General features: G+C 66.7%; 20 protein-coding genes. 16 read left to right on the top strand and 4 right to left on the bottom strand.

All coding sequences use genetic code 11. The annotated features are described in order from the left end of the window. Positions 1 to 52 precede the first annotated feature (52 nt). A complete protein-coding gene (locus FV560_RS19850; RefSeq protein ID WP_159623748.1) occupies positions 53 to 793 on the bottom strand; it encodes an SEL1-like repeat protein in 741 nt (246 codons plus the stop codon). Between the two features lie 242 nt (positions 794 to 1,035). On the opposite strand from FV560_RS19850, the gene FV560_RS19845 reads away from it, so the two are divergent. The 7 genes from FV560_RS19845 (at position 1,036) to FV560_RS19815 (ending at position 6,781) form a co-directional block, all read left to right on the top strand. Beyond that, a complete protein-coding gene (locus tag FV560_RS19845) occupies positions 1,036 to 1,986 on the top strand; it encodes a hypothetical protein (RefSeq protein ID WP_159623746.1) in 951 nt (316 codons plus the stop codon). Then, positions 1,983 to 2,798: a hypothetical protein gene (locus tag FV560_RS19840; protein WP_235020252.1), complete on the top strand. Its 816-nt coding sequence runs from the start codon at positions 1,983 to 1,985 to the stop codon at positions 2,796 to 2,798. The genes FV560_RS19845 and FV560_RS19840 overlap by 4 nt, the downstream gene beginning before the upstream one ends. After that, complete coding sequence (locus FV560_RS19835) at positions 2,795 to 3,976, top strand: OmpA family protein (protein ID WP_159623742.1); 1,182 nt, start codon at positions 2,795 to 2,797, stop codon at positions 3,974 to 3,976. The genes FV560_RS19840 and FV560_RS19835 overlap by 4 nt, the downstream gene beginning before the upstream one ends. Positions 3,977 to 3,986: 10 nt before the next feature. Then, a complete protein-coding gene (locus FV560_RS19830) occupies positions 3,987 to 4,544 on the top strand; it encodes a hypothetical protein (RefSeq protein WP_159623740.1) in 558 nt (185 codons plus the stop codon). A 109-nt stretch (positions 4,545 to 4,653) separates the two neighbouring features. After that, positions 4,654 to 5,190, top strand: coding sequence for a hypothetical protein (locus FV560_RS19825; RefSeq protein ID WP_159623738.1), 537 nt, complete (start codon positions 4,654 to 4,656; stop codon positions 5,188 to 5,190). Beyond that, the gene (locus FV560_RS19820; RefSeq protein ID WP_159623736.1) at positions 5,187 to 6,386 is read left to right on the top strand and encodes a type IV secretory system conjugative DNA transfer family protein; all 1,200 of its coding nucleotides are present in this window, start codon (positions 5,187 to 5,189) and stop codon (positions 6,384 to 6,386) included. Before FV560_RS19825 ends, FV560_RS19820 begins: the two co-directional genes overlap by 4 nt. Next, complete coding sequence (locus FV560_RS19815) at positions 6,383 to 6,781, top strand: hypothetical protein (protein WP_159623734.1); 399 nt, start codon at positions 6,383 to 6,385, stop codon at positions 6,779 to 6,781. The genes FV560_RS19820 and FV560_RS19815 overlap by 4 nt, the downstream gene beginning before the upstream one ends. Positions 6,782 to 6,853: 72 nt before the next feature. On the opposite strand, the gene FV560_RS20585 is transcribed toward FV560_RS19815, so the two are convergent. Then, the gene (locus FV560_RS20585; RefSeq protein WP_275401925.1) at positions 6,854 to 6,982 is read right to left on the bottom strand and encodes a hypothetical protein; all 129 of its coding nucleotides are present in this window, start codon (positions 6,980 to 6,982) and stop codon (positions 6,854 to 6,856) included. A gap of 51 nt (positions 6,983 to 7,033) precedes the next feature. Between FV560_RS20585 and FV560_RS19810 the strand changes: the two genes are divergently transcribed. The 6 genes from FV560_RS19810 (at position 7,034) to FV560_RS19785 (ending at position 10,943) form a co-directional block, all read left to right on the top strand. After that, entirely contained in the window at positions 7,034 to 7,384 is a 351-nt protein-coding gene (locus FV560_RS19810) for a hypothetical protein (RefSeq protein WP_159623732.1), read from the top strand. After that, positions 7,381 to 7,854 carry a hypothetical protein gene (locus FV560_RS19805; RefSeq protein WP_159623730.1) on the top strand — a complete coding sequence of 158 codons (474 nt, stop codon included), beginning with the start codon at positions 7,381 to 7,383 and terminating at the stop codon, positions 7,852 to 7,854. Before FV560_RS19810 ends, FV560_RS19805 begins: the two co-directional genes overlap by 4 nt. Before the next feature lie 44 nt (positions 7,855 to 7,898). Beyond that, positions 7,899 to 9,680 carry a HesA/MoeB/ThiF family protein gene (locus FV560_RS19800; RefSeq protein ID WP_159623728.1) on the top strand — a complete coding sequence of 594 codons (1,782 nt, stop codon included), beginning with the start codon at positions 7,899 to 7,901 and terminating at the stop codon, positions 9,678 to 9,680. 15 nt (positions 9,681 to 9,695) lie between these two features. Continuing rightward, positions 9,696 to 9,962 carry a hypothetical protein gene (locus FV560_RS19795; protein WP_159623726.1) on the top strand — a complete coding sequence of 89 codons (267 nt, stop codon included), beginning with the start codon at positions 9,696 to 9,698 and terminating at the stop codon, positions 9,960 to 9,962. Next, complete coding sequence (locus tag FV560_RS19790; RefSeq protein WP_159623724.1) at positions 9,913 to 10,260, top strand: hypothetical protein; 348 nt, start codon at positions 9,913 to 9,915, stop codon at positions 10,258 to 10,260. The genes FV560_RS19795 and FV560_RS19790 overlap by 50 nt, the downstream gene beginning before the upstream one ends. A 281-nt stretch (positions 10,261 to 10,541) precedes the next feature. After that, on the top strand, positions 10,542 to 10,943 hold the full coding sequence (locus FV560_RS19785; RefSeq protein WP_159623722.1) for a hypothetical protein: 402 nt from the start codon (positions 10,542 to 10,544) through the stop codon (positions 10,941 to 10,943). A 405-nt stretch (positions 10,944 to 11,348) separates the two neighbouring features. Here the strand turns inward: FV560_RS19785 and FV560_RS20710 are convergent, their stop codons facing one another. Then, entirely contained in the window at positions 11,349 to 11,738 is a 390-nt protein-coding gene (locus tag FV560_RS20710; RefSeq protein ID WP_159623720.1) for a GNAT family N-acetyltransferase, read from the bottom strand. Positions 11,739 to 11,890: 152 nt separating this feature from the next. Beyond that, entirely contained in the window at positions 11,891 to 13,120 is a 1,230-nt protein-coding gene (locus tag FV560_RS19775; RefSeq protein ID WP_159623718.1) for a hypothetical protein, read from the bottom strand. Between the two features lie 159 nt (positions 13,121 to 13,279). On the opposite strand from FV560_RS19775, the gene FV560_RS19770 reads away from it, so the two are divergent. The 3 genes from FV560_RS19770 (at position 13,280) to FV560_RS19760 (ending at position 16,359) form a co-directional block, all read left to right on the top strand. Then, positions 13,280 to 14,524: a hypothetical protein gene (locus FV560_RS19770; protein WP_159623716.1), complete on the top strand. Its 1,245-nt coding sequence runs from the start codon at positions 13,280 to 13,282 to the stop codon at positions 14,522 to 14,524. 270 nt (positions 14,525 to 14,794) lie between these two features. Then, on the top strand, positions 14,795 to 15,109 hold the full coding sequence (locus tag FV560_RS19765; RefSeq protein ID WP_159623714.1) for a DUF5663 domain-containing protein: 315 nt from the start codon (positions 14,795 to 14,797) through the stop codon (positions 15,107 to 15,109). Beyond that, positions 15,106 to 16,359: an ATP-binding protein gene (locus tag FV560_RS19760; RefSeq protein ID WP_159623712.1), complete on the top strand. Its 1,254-nt coding sequence runs from the start codon at positions 15,106 to 15,108 to the stop codon at positions 16,357 to 16,359. Before FV560_RS19765 ends, FV560_RS19760 begins: the two co-directional genes overlap by 4 nt. The last annotated feature ends 36 nt before the right edge of the window (positions 16,360 to 16,395 follow it).

Raw genomic sequence — 16,395 nt, 5'->3', positions numbered from 1 at the left:
CAACAACTGGTCGGAATCCAATAGGCCGAGTCTCCATCAGACCCAGTGCGGTTCAGGCGACCGGTCCCAGGTTGGCGGCGTTCTCGACAAGCCGCCAACACCACGCGGCGCACAATGAAGGATTCTGGTTGCTATGGGCCCATAACGCGTACCCCGCGACAGCCTCCTCCCAGGAAGACGTACGGAACTCGATCTGGTTCTCCCACGGCGCGCACTCAACCGACTTGCGGAACCACTGTCCAGCCTCCGGGTCGCCGGACTCGGACAAACACGAGGCGAGCATGAAAGCCGCGTCGAGGAGTCGGTTCCGGTCGATGTCTTCGGTTGGAAGCCCGTCGCCATACGCGAGTCGGAGCCAATCAATCGCGCGGGGATCATCCGGAGATGCTTCCGCCGCACTCATAGCGGCCGGCCTGATGCCGTGGTCGGCGGCGCGATGCAGCCAGCCGATCGCTTCCTCCGAACTCACAGCCTCGCTCTCGGTCAAAGCGTGCTCCTGCGGAAGCGAACCGTTGCTGCCCGACAAACCCCACCTCCCCCCGCCTCGCCACATCGCCCACGGCTGGTCGAGGTCAGCAGCTCGGCGGTACCACCGGATGAGTGACCGGTTCAGAGCCAGCGTCTCTTCTCGATCTGAACGCCGACCTGGCGGACTCTCGAGAGCCTCGATCACCACCTGCTCGCGAGTCTCACCATCACCGGCCACGTCCGCCGCGAGCGCCAGCACGTACTCGTCTGACCTGCCGGACAAAACCGCGTCACGGATCAGCTCAGTGAGGTCGTCGTTCGTCACGAACTGAATGGTATAGGCGACCGTCAATCCTGGGATGTGACCCGGGCACAGCGGAACACGTCCAGACGCAACCGCCAAATCGGCATTCACGTCGTCAACCGATCCCGGGTGCCCAAACTCTCGGACGGGATCGGTTCTGGATGCGTGGAGTTCGAATCGGATTCGGGACATCCAGCGGAGATCGCGCGGGAAGCATCCGGGACCGGTCGGGCAGGAGACCGCTCGAATCAGAAGGGACGACGATGACCACAGTCACCGCTTCACCGGCGGCGCCCGACGGCACGCCAAGTTCTCCGACCCATGGTGGTCGGCACACGGAGGCCTTCCGTGAACCCAGCGCTGCTGACGTGTCGGCGCGCACGCACAAGATCCTGCTCGCTATCGCACTCAGCGTTGTCGCGGTCGGCGTCCACATCGACCAAGAGTTGATGATGCCGGCGATCGACAGGGCGATGCGCGTGGGCAACGGGGTGGCGTTCTTCGTGTCGATCTCGTTCGCCATGCTGGCAGGCGCCGCAGCGTGGACCGCCGGCAAGGACCTCCGGAAGCTCCGAGCCTACGGCAGCGCGCCGACCTTCTGGCTCAGTCTCGGTGGGTTCGTACTGATCGGCGTGGGCTTCTTCCTCATGCGCCTGTTCGGCGGTAGCGGCTACACAAGCGAAGGCGCTGCCGACAGCGGGCTCGGGGTGGCAACCATTCTCGCGATCACGTATCTGGCTGTCGGGCTCGTGGCGGCCGCGGAGTCGTACTACCTGTGCAACCCGGCGCTCACCGGGAAGCTCCGGGCTGAGCACCGGATGGCAGACCTCGCGCCCCAACTCCAGGAAGCCGAGGCCGCCGCAGTGGAAGCAAGGGTCGCGTTGGAGACGTCGATCTTCAGGCGGGAACTGGTGCACGAGGAGCACGAGGAGGCGATCCGGGAGACGAAGGACCTCGCTGCCGAGGTTCGCGACTACGCCCGTGCCCTGATCGCCGCGGCGCTCGGCGATCCCGCCCAGACCGGTCTCGTCTTCGACCGCTTCGACCTCGATGAGGACCGCGAGGCAGCAGGCAGAGAGGACGAGTTCGGCACCGGCGCCATCGACTCCAGCAGCGAAGGGGCGGACGAAGACCCGGGCAGCAACGACCTGGGGATCCGACGACTCCGTGATGAACCTGACGACGACCCCTCTTCTACCGAGGGAGCCGCATGATGAAGCTGTTCGAGCGCAAGGGCACTCGTCGCCCCAAGGGCAACGCGCCACTCGCCCCGGCGACTCTGAAGAGGGCCCTCGACGGCACGATCCGCTACCCCATGCTCCGACGAATCCGCGACTGGCGGTACGGCGTCGTCGACGGAAGAGTCGACGCCGACGTCGAGGCGGCCCGTGAAGGGACGAGCGCATGGTTGCACCGGCTCCGTTCGGAGTTCGCCGAGGTGACCAGCCACGAGCTGCAGAGCCTGCAGGCCGATACTGCCCAGCTCGTGTGGCAGCTGGACTCTCACTTGGCCGAGGTGGAGGGTGCTCGCGAGGCGCTGCAGCGGGCCACCGAGAAGCGGGAGTCGACTCCCGACGATCCCGGAACTGACGAACTCGCCCGCCGGGGCGTTGCCGAGCAGCGCGACTCTGAGGCCGCCATTCGGTCTCGCCGACTACGGGAGCATCGCCGCCGGGTAGTCGGTCCCGCCGACGCAGAGGTCGGCCGGGTCAAGCAGGAGCTCGAGCGAGCCCAGCGCGAGTGCGGCACGTTGCGGGCTCAGATTGACGTGACGCACGACGTGTACGTCGCGCGAGCCAAGCGACTCCTCCACTTCCACCAGCGTCGTGCCGCGACGTATCGCCGCGGGTTCGTCCGGTCGGCCGTTCGCCGCCAGGCCGACCGCGAGGTCGTTGCGGCGTTCGCCCGGCCAGATGCCCTGTTCACGCTCCCCGAGTGGGCATTGCCCCACGACGGAAGGGGCTGGACACCTTCCGGGACCGGTCACTCCGAGGCGACCAACAACAAAGAAGGAACACTCCAATGACAAGGATCGCAATCGCCGCCTTCGCGGCAATGACCACGCTCCTCGGGCTCACCGCCTGCGGCGCGACCGAGCCCGCCGCCGACGGGCTCGTGATCGACCGCCCCGCGACCGACTGCGGCGAACCCATGCCGCTTGCCGTGGTGACAAGCCCGCACTCGAACGCCCCTGGCTTGAGTTTGGACGCCCAGATGCACTGCCTCGTGCGCGCGACTGTCGAAGCCGGTTTGCCGCTGGTGATCGTCAAGATCGACGGGGTGCCCGACCTGCTGATCAACAAGGTGCTGCCGGTCGACGACACCAACGACACGCTGCGGGCTGACAGTCTCGACACAGCCGTGTACACCACGATGGCCGACGCGCTGCGAGACGCGGCCCCGGACGAGGACGGAGCCGACCTGGTCGCCGGCCTCGACGCGGCAGCACAGGCCCTCCGCTCGCACGGGGTGACGAGTGGACGACTGCTGGTGACGACCCCGGGCCTACCCGACACCGGGCTGCTGAACATGACCCAACCGGGGATGCTCACCGCTGACCCGCATGAGGTCGCGCAGTTCACCGCCGAGCAGAGCCGCCTCGATCTGGCGCCATTCGAGGTCATCCTTCGCGGCGTCGGCTCCACCTCCGCTCCGCAGGAGCCGTTGGCGCCGGTCGACCGCGACAAGGTCGTGGCGCTGCTGACCGAACTGCTCGAAACCGCCGGGGCGACCGTCGTCGTGGTCCCGATGCCGTCGACCGTGACGACCGTCAACACCCCCTTCTCGGTGGGCACGACCGAGGTCCCCGAACGAGAGGCGCCCGACCTCGTGCAAACATCGGAGCCGATCGTGTTCGACCAGTCGCGCATCGAGTTCACGCCCAGCTCCACCAGGTTGGCCGACCCGGCCGAGGCTGCGAGGTTCATCCGCCCGGTCTGCGAATGGCTCGCCGAGGACCCCACACGTACCGCGACGTTCACCGGGACCACAGCCACCGCAGGCACGCCCGAAGGTCGCCGCCAGCTCTCGCGTCAGCGCGCCAGCGCTGCGGCCCGACTATGCGAGGTCGACCCGGCCCGGATCCGGATCGTCGGCGCCGGAACCGACCACCCCGACCACGTCCAGGACATCGACGCTTCAGGGCGGCTGATCCCGCACCTGGCGGCCCAGAATCGCACCGTCCGCGTCCAACCGCACAACTAGGAGGCCCACCATGAAGAACCCGTTCAAGAAGCCTCGCCGACCGGCGACAGTCGAGCAGAACCTGGTTCTCGAGACCGAGAGCGACCGGCAGAGCAGGGACAACGCTCCCGAGGAGTGGTACGCGATCCCGCACCAGCTGCTCACCCCGCCGGAAACTCGGGCGACGATGTACGCACTCGTCGAGACAGAAGTAGATCGGTTGGTACGGGCCGGTGCCCTCGACGAGGCCCATGCAGGGGTGCTGGACCACCTCATCGAAGACCGTCGCCGCGAGCTCGAAGCCCACGTCAACCAGACCTACCACCACCGGACCGCCACCCAGGCGAACGTTACGAAACGAGCCCAGGGCAACGAGATCCGGGCGTCGCTGACGCTCCGGGAGCTGCGGGCGGGTCATCGTGAGGCGGTCGAGGCCCGCAACTACAACCGCGACCTGCTCCTCGGCGATGCCGCACCACCAAGCCTCGCTGGACGCCACGACGTCGACGGCGCCCCCCGCCCCGCGACGATACCGATGCCCGAGGTCGACGCCAGCCATCTTCACGGATCGCGCCGCGAAAAGGACTGAGATGACCAACCATGTGCCGGACTGGCGCACACGGCTGGCGCCGACCCACCCCACGCCTGCACAGCCCGCCGCGCCGACTCGACGGGCACAGGGCCTCAGGTTTGAGGGTGTGGTTACCTCTGAACTCGAGGCGCCGTGGTACGAGCGGGCGGGCGGAACGACCGGGCTCAAGTGGCTTGCCGTTGGACTGCTGGTGCTCGCGATGGCGGTGACCGGCCAGATCACGGCTCTCTTCAACGCCCTGGCCATGGCTCTGGTTCCGGTGGTGCTCGTCCTACTGGTGGCGATGGCCCTGATCCGGATGCTCCCGGGCGGCCGCTTCTTCACCGGCCTCGCGCTCGGCGGCGGCTTGCGAGCCATGCGGGGCCACTCGCAGGCGCCCCGGACTCCGCCGGGCCGTCAACTGACGGTGGAGACCCGTGCCGGCGATACCGAGGAGGTACTCGTGGCGAGCACGCGTCGCCTGCCTGCCGGCAGCCACATCCGCGTTCTCGGCCCCCGACTCATGGGGCGGCGTCACGCCTGGGTCATCCGGCCAGCGAGCGAGGGTACTGTACTAGCACGAGGCGTCCTCTCGACGGCGATCTTGGTGCCGGTGATCTTGGTGCTGACGCTCGCGACGTTCGCGTCGGGGGTGGCGGGATGATCGTCGTCGGTCACGACCTCAACACATCGACGCCGATCGTCACCAGCGATCAGCACCACGCGTTGTTTCAGGGCGCGCCGCGCTCTGGCAAGACCAGCGGCTTTCTCATCCCGACCGTTCTCACCCACCGCGGCCCGATCGTCGTGGCGTCAAGCAAGCCGGACATCTTCCAGGCGACCGCGGCACACCGCCGCAGCGACGGCCCCGTCTGGCTGTTCACCCTCGTCCCGACGCGAATCGACCCGCGTTCAGGCATCCGAGCCGGCGGCTGGTCCCCGCTTCCCGGCTGCGCGGACTGGGACACCGCCCGAGCCCGGGCCCTCTCGATGACCACCGCCGAATCGCGCACCGGCAACGACAACGACCAGTTCTTCCGCTCCCAAGCTGAGCGTCTCCTCGCCGCGCTGCTCCATGCAGCCGCGGTCGCGAAGTACGGTATGGAGGACGTCGCCCGCTGGGCGCTCGTCGGAGACCTTGAGGAGCCGGCCAGGATCCTTCTCGACCGGCCGCAGTCTGCTTGGGCCGCAGGGATCATGCGCGGGTTCGACAATGCCGACCCGAGGCTTCGTGACTCGATCATCGTGACGGCGGCCGACACAATCCGCGTGTACGACGGCGAGTTCGCTCGGAGACAGGCTGAACAGCCGCTCCTCCCCATCGGCGACTTCGTCGACAACGGCGGAACCATCTACGTGGTGGCGCCCTCCGACGTACAACAACAGTTCGCAAGCCTGGTCGTCGGGCTCCTCGACGACATCCGCCGCACCACCTACGCGAAGCACCGACCGGGTAAACGGCCCACCCTGTTCGTGCTGGACGAAGCGGACAAGATCGCGCCCTGGCCCAAGCTTCCGAGCGTCCTCGGCGAGGGCGGCTCCCAAGGCCTGCAGGTCTGCATGTGTATCCAGGATCTGTCGCAGGCCCGGGCCCGCTGGGGGGCAGCCACAGACGGCTTCCCCACCCTCTTCCAGCACAAGGTCCTGCTCCCCGGGATCGCCGACAGCAAGACCCTCGAAGCGCTCGCCGCCGTCCTCGGCACAGAGCCCGTGCCCGGGAGTTCGTCGACGTCAGTACGCCCGAAGTGGCCGCCACACCGGCTCGCGGCGCCACCACCAGGCCAAGCCATCCACATCGACGGGGTCGCCGCGCGGCACGTGCGAGTCATCCGTAGCCACGACATCGGAGGACACCAATGAGCAACCGTTGGATCGACAAGGCCAAGCGGGCGTGGAGGCGTACCGCACGCTTCCGCTCGGGCGTCGAGGCCGGCATCGAAACCGGGACCATCGTCGCTGGCGCTGTCCGCCACATCGGAGCCGCGCCGCTGCCGCCGCAGCCCGACGTCACCCAGACGCCCCAAACCGCCATCAGCAAGGAACTCGACGATGAAGCGAACAACAGGGTGAAGTCCTTCGCCAAGTATGAGCTCAACCGGGCCTCAGAGAACACCCGCCAGATGGTCAACGACCTTCCGAAACGCCGCTCAACGCCCAGCGCCGATCGCACCCGCAAAGCCGTCAAAGCCGCAGGCGGTCGAGGCAAGGGCGGGCGGGACAAAGGTGGTCGCTCCGCCGGCCGTGGGATCAGATAGCACGTCAGACGAAAGGACACGAAGTGCTGCGGAATCTCTGGTGAGAAAGCTGGACCACCCGGGCGGAAAACCCTACTTGGCCTGGCGATCGTCGCGGCGCTGCTCGGCGCGTACGGCCTGCCTGCGCTCGCCGGGCTCCTCAACGTCCTCCTCGTTCTCGGCGTCCTGGTCATCTTGTGCCGCCTGATTCTGGGCGGCCACCAACCGGGATCGGTTTTACAGGCAACAGATCAACACCAAAGGAGAACCATCATGGGTAGCGACACCACCCACCCCGGCACCGACGTCATCACCCTGGAGCCGACGACCGACCCGGCCACTGGGCTGGAGGTCTACGCCGACCCGAACGCGCCGACCGGCGAGATCGTGTCGATGACCGATGCGGGCCTCGTCACCAGCCAGGCTGCGGGAGAACCCGTCGAGTTGCCGCGCGACCGATTCGCCGGCGACGACGGCACGACCTTCGACTGGGGCGCCGCCGAGCGCACCCAGGACTCCGGATACATCGTGTCCATGGAAGGCGGCCAACTGGTCGTCAACCGAGCGACCGGACAGGGAGTCGAGTTGCCGAAGGACCGCTTCGCCAGCCAGGTATCCCGATGACACCGGCCCAGGAGATGGCCGAAGTACGGGCACTCGCGGGGGCCGGGCTGGGCCAGAAGTTGGTCGAGGTCCTGAAGCACACCTCGACCGTCGACGGCTGGCCGGGGACGATGCCGACCGGGTGGATCTTCACCAGCAAGCCCACCCGCCACGGCGACCGGCTGACGGTGATCATCGCCCGAGACGCCTCGACCAACCTCTATCACTCCCACCTGTACCGGTTCGATGTGCGCCAAGCCGACGGGTCGATGGGCAAGGTCGACCTCCCTGCCCACCTGAACAAACACCCCAATCTCACCGCGCACCGCGCCCATATCTACCCATCGGGCAAGACCGGCGGCATCCTCTGCCTCTCCGAGCGCACCCTCGGCGGGATGCCCGACATCAAGACGTCGGTGCTGCAGTGCGCGAAGTGGGCCGACGGAATCGGCCTAGTCGTCCGAGGAAAGACGTTCCCTTACCGCCAATGAGATCACCCCGCCGCCATCCGCTCGCGTCCACCGAAAGGACCACCATGCCGATCCAAGACTCACCCGTCTGGCAGATCACCGACGAGGCGCTGGCCAAGCTCGACAGCCACCTCGCCGTTCCGACGCCCGAGCGCGGCGCCGCACTCCTTGTCGCACACCACACACGACTCGTTGTCGGCGTACTCCCCGACCCGGTGCCCGGCCAGGCGGTGTCGTACTGGCACTCCGACCAGCTCAACGAAGCCCTCAGCCGACGGTTGATCACCGATCCGGCGGTCCGCTACGGCGGCACCGTCCACTCCCACCCCAGCGGCATGGCCTGGCCGAGCCAACCCGACCACATCGCATTCCGCAACGCGATGACTCAGATCCCATCGCTGCGCGAGGCGCTGTTCCCCATCGTCGTTCAGAACCGGGCGGAGACACTGCGAATGCCCGAGCACTACGGCAGCGAACACCTCGTATCCCTCGACCACGGCACGATCGCCCCCTACTCCGGTCACCCCACGCCAAACGGCGGCATGCACGTCGAACCGTGCCGCCTGCAGGTGATGCCGCTGCGATCCAGCATCGCCAGCGCGCTGGCCGCCCTGCGGGACCTTGACACCATCGTCCGGGCTGGCGAATCCAAGACCATCAAAGGGCCCAACGGGGGGCGGATCTGGGTGCCCTTCACCGTCGGCGACAAGGAAGTGCACCTTGTGTTTCCACAGGAGTACCCGGAGTCGCCGCCGTGGGTCCTCATGGATGCCCGACCCTCCATCCCCGCCTGGGACCTGACCCAGCCACCTGAGGACCGCCTCGAAAAGGTGATTCGACAGGTCGCCCACAGAGACACCGATCTCCGGGTGGGTCTCGAAGCGCGCCTTGCCCACCACCTGCCCGCGCGCGCGCCGTGGAAGATCACCATCGTCGGCAACGGCTCCGTTGGCTCGAACATCGCCGAGATGCTCGTGCGCTCTGGCGTCAAGGACCTGACACTCGTAGACCCCGACCACGTCGCGCCGGAGAATCTGTCGCGCACGGTGTACGACGCCAATCAGATCGGGCAGCCGAAGGTAGCGGCGCTCAAGGCTCGTCTGAGCGGAATCGCTCCCGACGTCACGATCTCGACCTACGACGACGCGATCAATGCGGTCCCCCGAGGCGTCTGGCCAGACGCCGACCTCGTCGTGATGGCCACCGACGACACAGCCGCCGAAGCCTGGCTCAGCCACATCCTGTACGCCGCCGGCGTCCCTCAAGTGTCGGCCAAGATGTTCGCCAAGGCAGACGCAGGCGAAATCGCCCTCGTCGTACCCGACCGAGGAACCGCGTGTCTGCGCTGCGCCACCGGTGGAACCGGAGGTTCGACCCGAGGCCACTCCGTCGACTACGGCAGCGGCCGACTTGTCGGTGAACTTGCCCTCGGACCCGATATCGTCGCAACCTGCGCACAGGCAACCAAGGTCGTCCTCGCCACCCTGTCCCGCGACTCCGACGGACCACTCGCCGACTGGATCAACCCTCTCCTGGAGCAGCACCGAACCCTGCACCTCGGATCGACTGTCGACAGCTGGGGAGTCTTCGAGCACGTGGCCCAGCCACCGATGGACGGCCCGTTCGCGTCTCTCTGGGTGCGAACCGACTCACGCACCGACTGCAATATCTGCGGTGAGACTCCAGAAGTACCGGCGGAGCCGCTCAAGCCGATCGAGGTGCCCGACGACCTCGGCCCGGTCCTCGATGCCCTCATCATCCCGTGCGGGCTCGCCACCGCACGACTGATCGAGATGGACGTTCGGGATCGGTTGGACCTTCTGGAAGGCCAGATCGATCCACATTGAGAAGGAGAGCCAGACATGCTGCCAGCACTCGCCGAACGGCCCACCGCGCAGTGGGCCGACCAAGCACGCGAAGTCGACGTCGACATCCGCAAGCGTGCCCCCGAACTCAAGCCCGCGCTCGTCGCGCCGTGGACCGACCACGCCCGGCTGTACAAGGACAACGGCGATCCTTGGCTCGTCACTCCCTACGACACCGATCCAGAAGGACGGCGGCTACCCGTTCCCCAAGGATGTGAAGACCACCCTGGCCGGTCTCGTTGCGCGTGGCGTCGACTTCGATGACCTCGCCATCGCCCACGAGCTCGACCCCACGGGCCCGGCTGATGCACTTCTGGACAAGATCCCAACCACGGGTATCGCGGTCGATGCCCATGCCGCCAAGGAACTGGTCGGCCCGCTCCCGGCCACCCAAGCCACCAAGCAGATGGCGAGTGCGCTGGACAAGTCCGCCAAGCTGGGGGCGCAGGGGCTCAAACACGCGCCGAAGGTGCTCGCCGGTGCCGCCGTCGCACCTCTCGCGCTGACTGTTCTGGCGCCGATGGCCCTGGCCGACGGCTGGATCCCATCGTCTTCGGCGTAAAGCACATCGAAGGCGACAAGAAGTCCGCGGCGCTCTGGTACCCGCTCGCGGCGTGGAAGTGGTGAACAGCAATGTCATCGATCCGTGACCTCGACAGCCTGATCGGGCTCCAAAGCATCCCCAGTGCGCCGCCGCCGGTAGTTGCCGGCAGAACCGGCACGCGCGGGACCGCGGCCACTGCGTCCGTTCGCGCTCCTTTGGCCCGCGCGGTAGCCGCCCCCTCACGGACCGGGGCCGCTACGACGACCCTCGGTCGCACCGTTCGCATCGGAGCCTGGGTCATGCTGGCCATCGCCGCCATCAACATCGCGGTGGTCGCGAACATGCCGTTCGGGTTCACCGACAGCATGCCGTTCGCCGACATCGTCAACTACACCGGCTTCACCACGGCGCTCTCCACCTGGTGGGGCAACCCGGCCCTCCCGATCGTCCTCTCCGCCATCGGAGCCCTCAGCCTCGTCGTCGGTGCCGTCATGACCGACGGCTTCTGTGAGGCCGACCAGACCGGCAGCATGGTCGTGCTCGGCAGTCTCGCCGCTACCTGCATCGGCTCGCTCGGCACGGTGCTGGCAACCGTCCTCGCTGTCGTCGCAGCAATCGTGAGCATCGCGATAGCGATCGCCATCGGCATCGCGATGGGCTGCGCCATGGTCGCCCTCCTGCTCGGTATGCTCGACGGCTGATCAACCGACCTCGACCTGCTCGCAGCCTGCGCTTTCGCGGCGAACCCGGAGGCGCAGAGGGCACCGAGGACCTGAAGACCGCGATGTAGTTGGGTCGCGGGCCAGCGTTCAGCCTGCGAGCGATTCGCGGCTGGAGTTGACTGCTCGAGGACGGGCAGGTCCACGAGACTACCGGATGCTCCATCGTCGACACCCCGCACAACCTCGTGGTTGAAGGGCTCGCCAAGGGCGACCTCGCGACAGCTCGCGAGGGAGCCGAGACTGCCAGCAAGCCGCGGCGTACCTGACTCTTGTGTCGTACGCATTGCAATGCCGGCCCGACCGTCGCAGACCGGCCCGGGGGTCGACCTGTCCGGAGCGCATTGACGTCCCCTTCCCGACAGGTCGGATGGCGCCCCAGCAGCGCTATCCCCATGTAGCTCTTCGAAGCCAAAGGACGTCGTACATCGGGCTGTCGTACGAGTGGCTTGTCTGTCCAAGGAGTTCGTAGCCCCACCTGTCGTAGGCGCTACGAGCGGGCTCGTTACCTGGAATCACCGTGAGTACGACGGCTTCCTCAGCCCCACCAGCAACGAGGCGATCGTGCAGAGATCGTCCCAAACCCCTGCCCTGATGGTTCGGGTGAACCTGGAGCTCACGAAGCCAAAGGGTTGGAGCGGCAGCGAGTTGGGCGAAAGCCTTGGGTTGAAGCGTTGCCCGGCTGAGCCATCGCGCCGTCTCCGTGAGGCGGACGGCGAAACCGAACCCGAGCAGATCGTCGGGTTCGCCGGCTACCGCCGCGCGGAACCCGTCCATGTCGAGCGCCTCAAGCAGTCGGCCTCGATATCGCACACTGCTGAAGAAGGGATCGTCTACATATCGAGGCGTAGAGTGGACATCCGCATAGAGGTGCACGTAAGCGTCAACGTGGGCCCGAATGCTGGCGGGCCGTCCATCCCTCAGCGGAATCACTTGGGAACGTCCTCGATGGCGTGCCAGCGGAAGTAGACGCCGCTACCTGGCCACAGGAGCGAGCGATTACCAGTCGCGAAGGCTACGGTTTGGCTGAAGGTGTCCGATGTCTGTCGAACGGTTGGCTCACGCGCGTCGAGGGCGCGCCCGTAGAACACGTCTGTGTCGAGCTGTAGGCGGGTCGGAGGCGCGTTCAGGGTGAGCTTAATCTGTGTGTTTCCGACGCAGTAGTAGCTCAGGAACGTAACCGTGAAGAGATCGCGGGCGCTGTCCATGAGGTAGGAGAACTCGATGCCGATTGGCACCCGCTCCGTCGGCGGAGTGAAGTCTGATGGGCTAACCCACCGGACAACTCTGGGTATCGCCTCTGAAGTCTCGGGCTGAAGGTCTAAGTGGAGTCCGTCTACGGTCAATCGAGCAGAGCAGTGCTGGAGGACCAGGTCACGCCACGCGTCGTCGGAACCTGCAGGAAGCGGGACGATCTCACGCGCCAAACATCCGACGTGGCCGAACTCCTGTTGATAGGAAGATTCGGTGCGGGCGATGCTCATCCAGAATGCGCCGTCGTCACGGATCGAGCCTGCGAGGTAGCGCTTCGACTTGCTTTCCACCGCCACGCGAGTCATGGCCCGGTCCCCGACAACGACATCACTCGGGTAGACCCGAACGGAGTAGTCCATGTCCTCGAGCCACAGCCAAGGCTGGTCGGTGGCCCGTTGAAGCGGGTCGATTGCCAAGTGCTGAACGAGGCGAGCCCACGTCACGCCTTCCGCGTCCTCGACGCGGTCTACAGGGGACCTCTCGCCCGTCGGTGGTGGCGTGGGACTGCTCTCAGCGCCAGGGCGCGTGCGGAGCAACAGTAGGAGCAGGTCCGAGTCCACCTTCTTGCGTGTCTGAGCGGCATCGACGTGGTTGTCTCGCGCGAAGCCTTCGGCTCGCCGAGTCCACGCGAGATTGCCATGGTCAAGGCTGAAGTTGAAGGCCATACGCAGCCGCGCCGCCTCCTCCGCCGGTGCGCGATCGACGAGTTCGCGAAGGCGGGTCAGACCGCGGCTGAGTTCCTCCGGCGTGGTCCCTTCGATCCCCAATGTCTCCCGTTGGAACGTCGCCGGCAGGGCGCGGATCACGTCAGGCGACGGGTCGCCGACATCCCTCACCGCTTGACGCAGGACGCGATAGACCGCACCGAAGCCGAGCAGCTCGGCAAGGTCCGATGGATTCGTCACACTCCAGACCCTAGCCGCATCAACTCCACCCTGCCGGACGTCGGGTCCAACTGGTGCCAATGTGCGCCAGCTGGCGGTTCTCGTGGCACCACATTCGATCGCGGTCCTCTGGCCTCAGAGCGCGAGCAACCCAGCTCGCCACAACCTGAGGAGCCCCAGATGGAACGCGAGATCACCCACAACTACACGCTGGCGACCCTGGTCAAGGACGTCGCCCCCGGAGTCGCCGCCGATGAGGCCGTGGCCTCCCTCAACTCGCCGGTTGCGGAGGTGGACCAGATCGAGAAGCGGGTGACCACATTGGTCAACGGGCTCGTACGCGGCCGGATCCGGAAGACCAACAACGGCTTCGGTGACTGCCCGCACGAGACGCTGGAACTTGCTCGTAGCAAGTTCCTCGCGCATGTCGACCTGTCCTCGGCAGAAGTTGCCGAGATGGCCCAGACCGCCGCCGGTAACGGGATCGACCCTGCTGCGCAGACGGAGCTGCTCGCGCGTGCGGCGAAGGTTGGCCAGTCGCTCTCCGCATTGGCGACCGAGGTCACTTTGGAGGCGGCCGCAATTCACACTGCGACCAAGAACGTGCACCCGAGCGCAGACGCCCGCGACATCCGCGACAGGGTCAAGCCCGTCGCCCTGGCGCGAGCCCTAGCGCGACTCGCGTCCAGGAAGACATACCCCGAGCTTCCCGTCAAGGAGGGGCGCCTGCTCGGCGACAACTCTGGAGAGGCGCTGAGCCACGGCCAACTCGCGACGACGAGGGCCTCGGGCGGCGTGCTGTTCGACGGCTGGGACGAGGAGACCAAGCGCCAGACGCTCGGGCACCTGTTCAAGTTGGGCGTCCGTCACGCTCAGGCGAAGGGCCTGTCCCCCTTCGACGCCGAGGACGTTGCAGCAAGGGCGCTCGAGAAGTGCTTGAGGCCGGGCGAGGAAGCTAAGCGCCTCCAGATTGCCTACTTCTCCGCGGCAGTCCGCTCCTGCATCAATGACGTCCACAACCGGCGCTCGTCGATCAGCTACTTGGATGACCTCACCGTCGACATTCCCGTTCAGGACGAAGATCTCGGCCTGAGCGAACAACTCGAGTCCGGGCTGCGCGGCGCCGCAGGGTGCAACAAGAACGGCTGTCTCAAGGGCGCCAGCGCCGAGGAGGTCCGCGCCCACCGAGAGATCCACATCATCGGGGACATCGCCGTTGAGGCGATGAAGCGGCAGCTCGACGCTCGGGAGCGTGGCAGCATCACCAACACCCGCAGAATCGCGCTGGAGGCCGCGTCCGACAACAAGGCCGCGAGCGCCCTCGACAAGACCAGGGCGCTCGGCCGCAAGGCGGCCGAAGCGATAATCCGATTCGGCGGCGAGCTCAACGAAGCCCTGTCTGACGACGACGGAGCCGCGGCCTGAGACAGAGGTACCCCGCAGTCGACGGGGCCGACTGCGGGGTAGTTCTGGGTGCCGTTCACCTCGCCGATCTACTTGTTCGGCGGGTACGGCGGGTTGGTGGCCGGACACGGGCCGGGCGGGTACGGCTGGTTCGGTCCAGCAGGCGGGGTTCCCATGCGAATCACCTCCCTCGCGATCGGTTCGACACCACTTCAACCGATCCCGGAACTGAATCGCGTTCGCGATCGGGATCGGTTGGCAACCTGTGGAATCAACCGAAGGAGACGCAGCGTGTTCGACGTCGTAGGCGAGATCCGTGCCGCAACAGCGGGCGTACTGACAGAGGAGGAGGTTCTCGATCTGGCGCCCGAGCTCTACGAGGACTTGGAGCAGGCAGTTGGTAGGGCAATTGCGAGCCGGTGCTCGGCTGAGCAACTCGCCGAGTTCGACCGCTTGCACGAGGCGACAGACGAAGCCGGGCTGCACGAGTGGTTCGCCCGAAACAGTCCCGACCGCCGGGAGGTGGTGCGAGAGCAGTTCGATCTCCTACTCTCCAAGGTGACGAGCCAGCTTGGCTGCGCGGCGAGACCGGTGGAGATCGCGTGAGCACTCCTTCCACAGACACGGTACGCATCAAGCACCTCATCCGTGGTTCGCACGCGATGGAGCGATCTGCACAAGCAACGGCGCGCCTCCTGCGTGTGGTTGGCGCCTGGGGCCAAGGGGCTGAGCTTGAGCTGACCGTTGGGGTAATCCGGGCACGACGAAACGATGTCTCGTTCACGATCAAGGGTGTCGCTCCGAATGGGTGGGTCGAGGACCTGAAGTGGGCGCTCGAGGACGTTGCCGAGTTGCAGCGAGTATCGACCCCCGAGGCGCCCGCGCCCCGCTACGTCGCCGAGCTGCGGCCGTCCCGGGACTTTTCGCCGCTCCCGGCAATCCAGGACCCAGACGACGGCGCCGGTCTGGACGCGGCGGTCGCCGAGTTTGTGCGCCAACGCGAGGTTCGCGAACGCACGCCGTGGCCGGAACCGCGGTTCGCCGATCTCGCCGACCTACTCGGATTCAACGTGGCTCCCGCCAAGGATCGCCTCGACCTCGTGCTGCGCTACCGAATCAGTGCCGCGGCGTCGATCGAGGAGGACATGGCCGGACAGGCAGTGATCGCGTCCTGGGATCCGAGCCGCGGCGACCCTCATGAGTACGTAGGGACGCCCGTTCGGCTACGTGCACTCATTGGCAGTCACCTCGGCCCCCTGCCCGGCAGGGTGGAGGCCGTCCTACGACAGTGGGCGTCCTTCCTCGACCTCGTGACACTCGGCGACGACGACGCCATCCGCGCCTGGTCTGGCGGCCCGTTGGATCTGGCCGGGCACGCCGTCCCGCGCGGTTTCGCGATGGGCTGTGTCCGGCTCCCCGCCGCTGGCGGTCGGCCTTTCCCCGGCATGCGTGCCGCGGAGCCTCCACTTCCCGTCATTCCGCTTGACCCCGTTCCCGCCAAGCCACGAGATGGCATCAGGCTCGGGCGGGCCGTCACCGCCGACGGCTCGTCTACTGACGTGCTGCTGAGCCCGACAGATCTGCGGCAACACATGTACGTCCAGGGCGGCTCGGGGAGCGGCAAGACCACCTTGGAAGCCGCCTTGGCCACGGGCCTCCTGGACGCCGATTGCAGCTTCACCTTCCTCGATGGCGGCGAGGGCGCCCTCGACATGATCCTTGACCGGATCCCGGCTGCACATGCGGACAAGGTTCGGGTCGTACGGCATGGCGACCCTTCGCTCAACGCTCCGGTCAATCTGCTGGCCGCTCCCCCGGACAAGCTCGAACGGATGGTTGAACCGCACTGGGTCTGATGGAGACTCGGCCTATTGGATTCCGACCAGTTGTTG

This window comes from Ruania rhizosphaerae, from assembly GCF_009805705.1.
Taxonomy (GTDB): Bacteria; Actinomycetota; Actinomycetes; order Actinomycetales; family Beutenbergiaceae; genus Ruania; species Ruania rhizosphaerae.
This window is presented reverse-complemented; position numbering and strand designations above follow the sequence as displayed.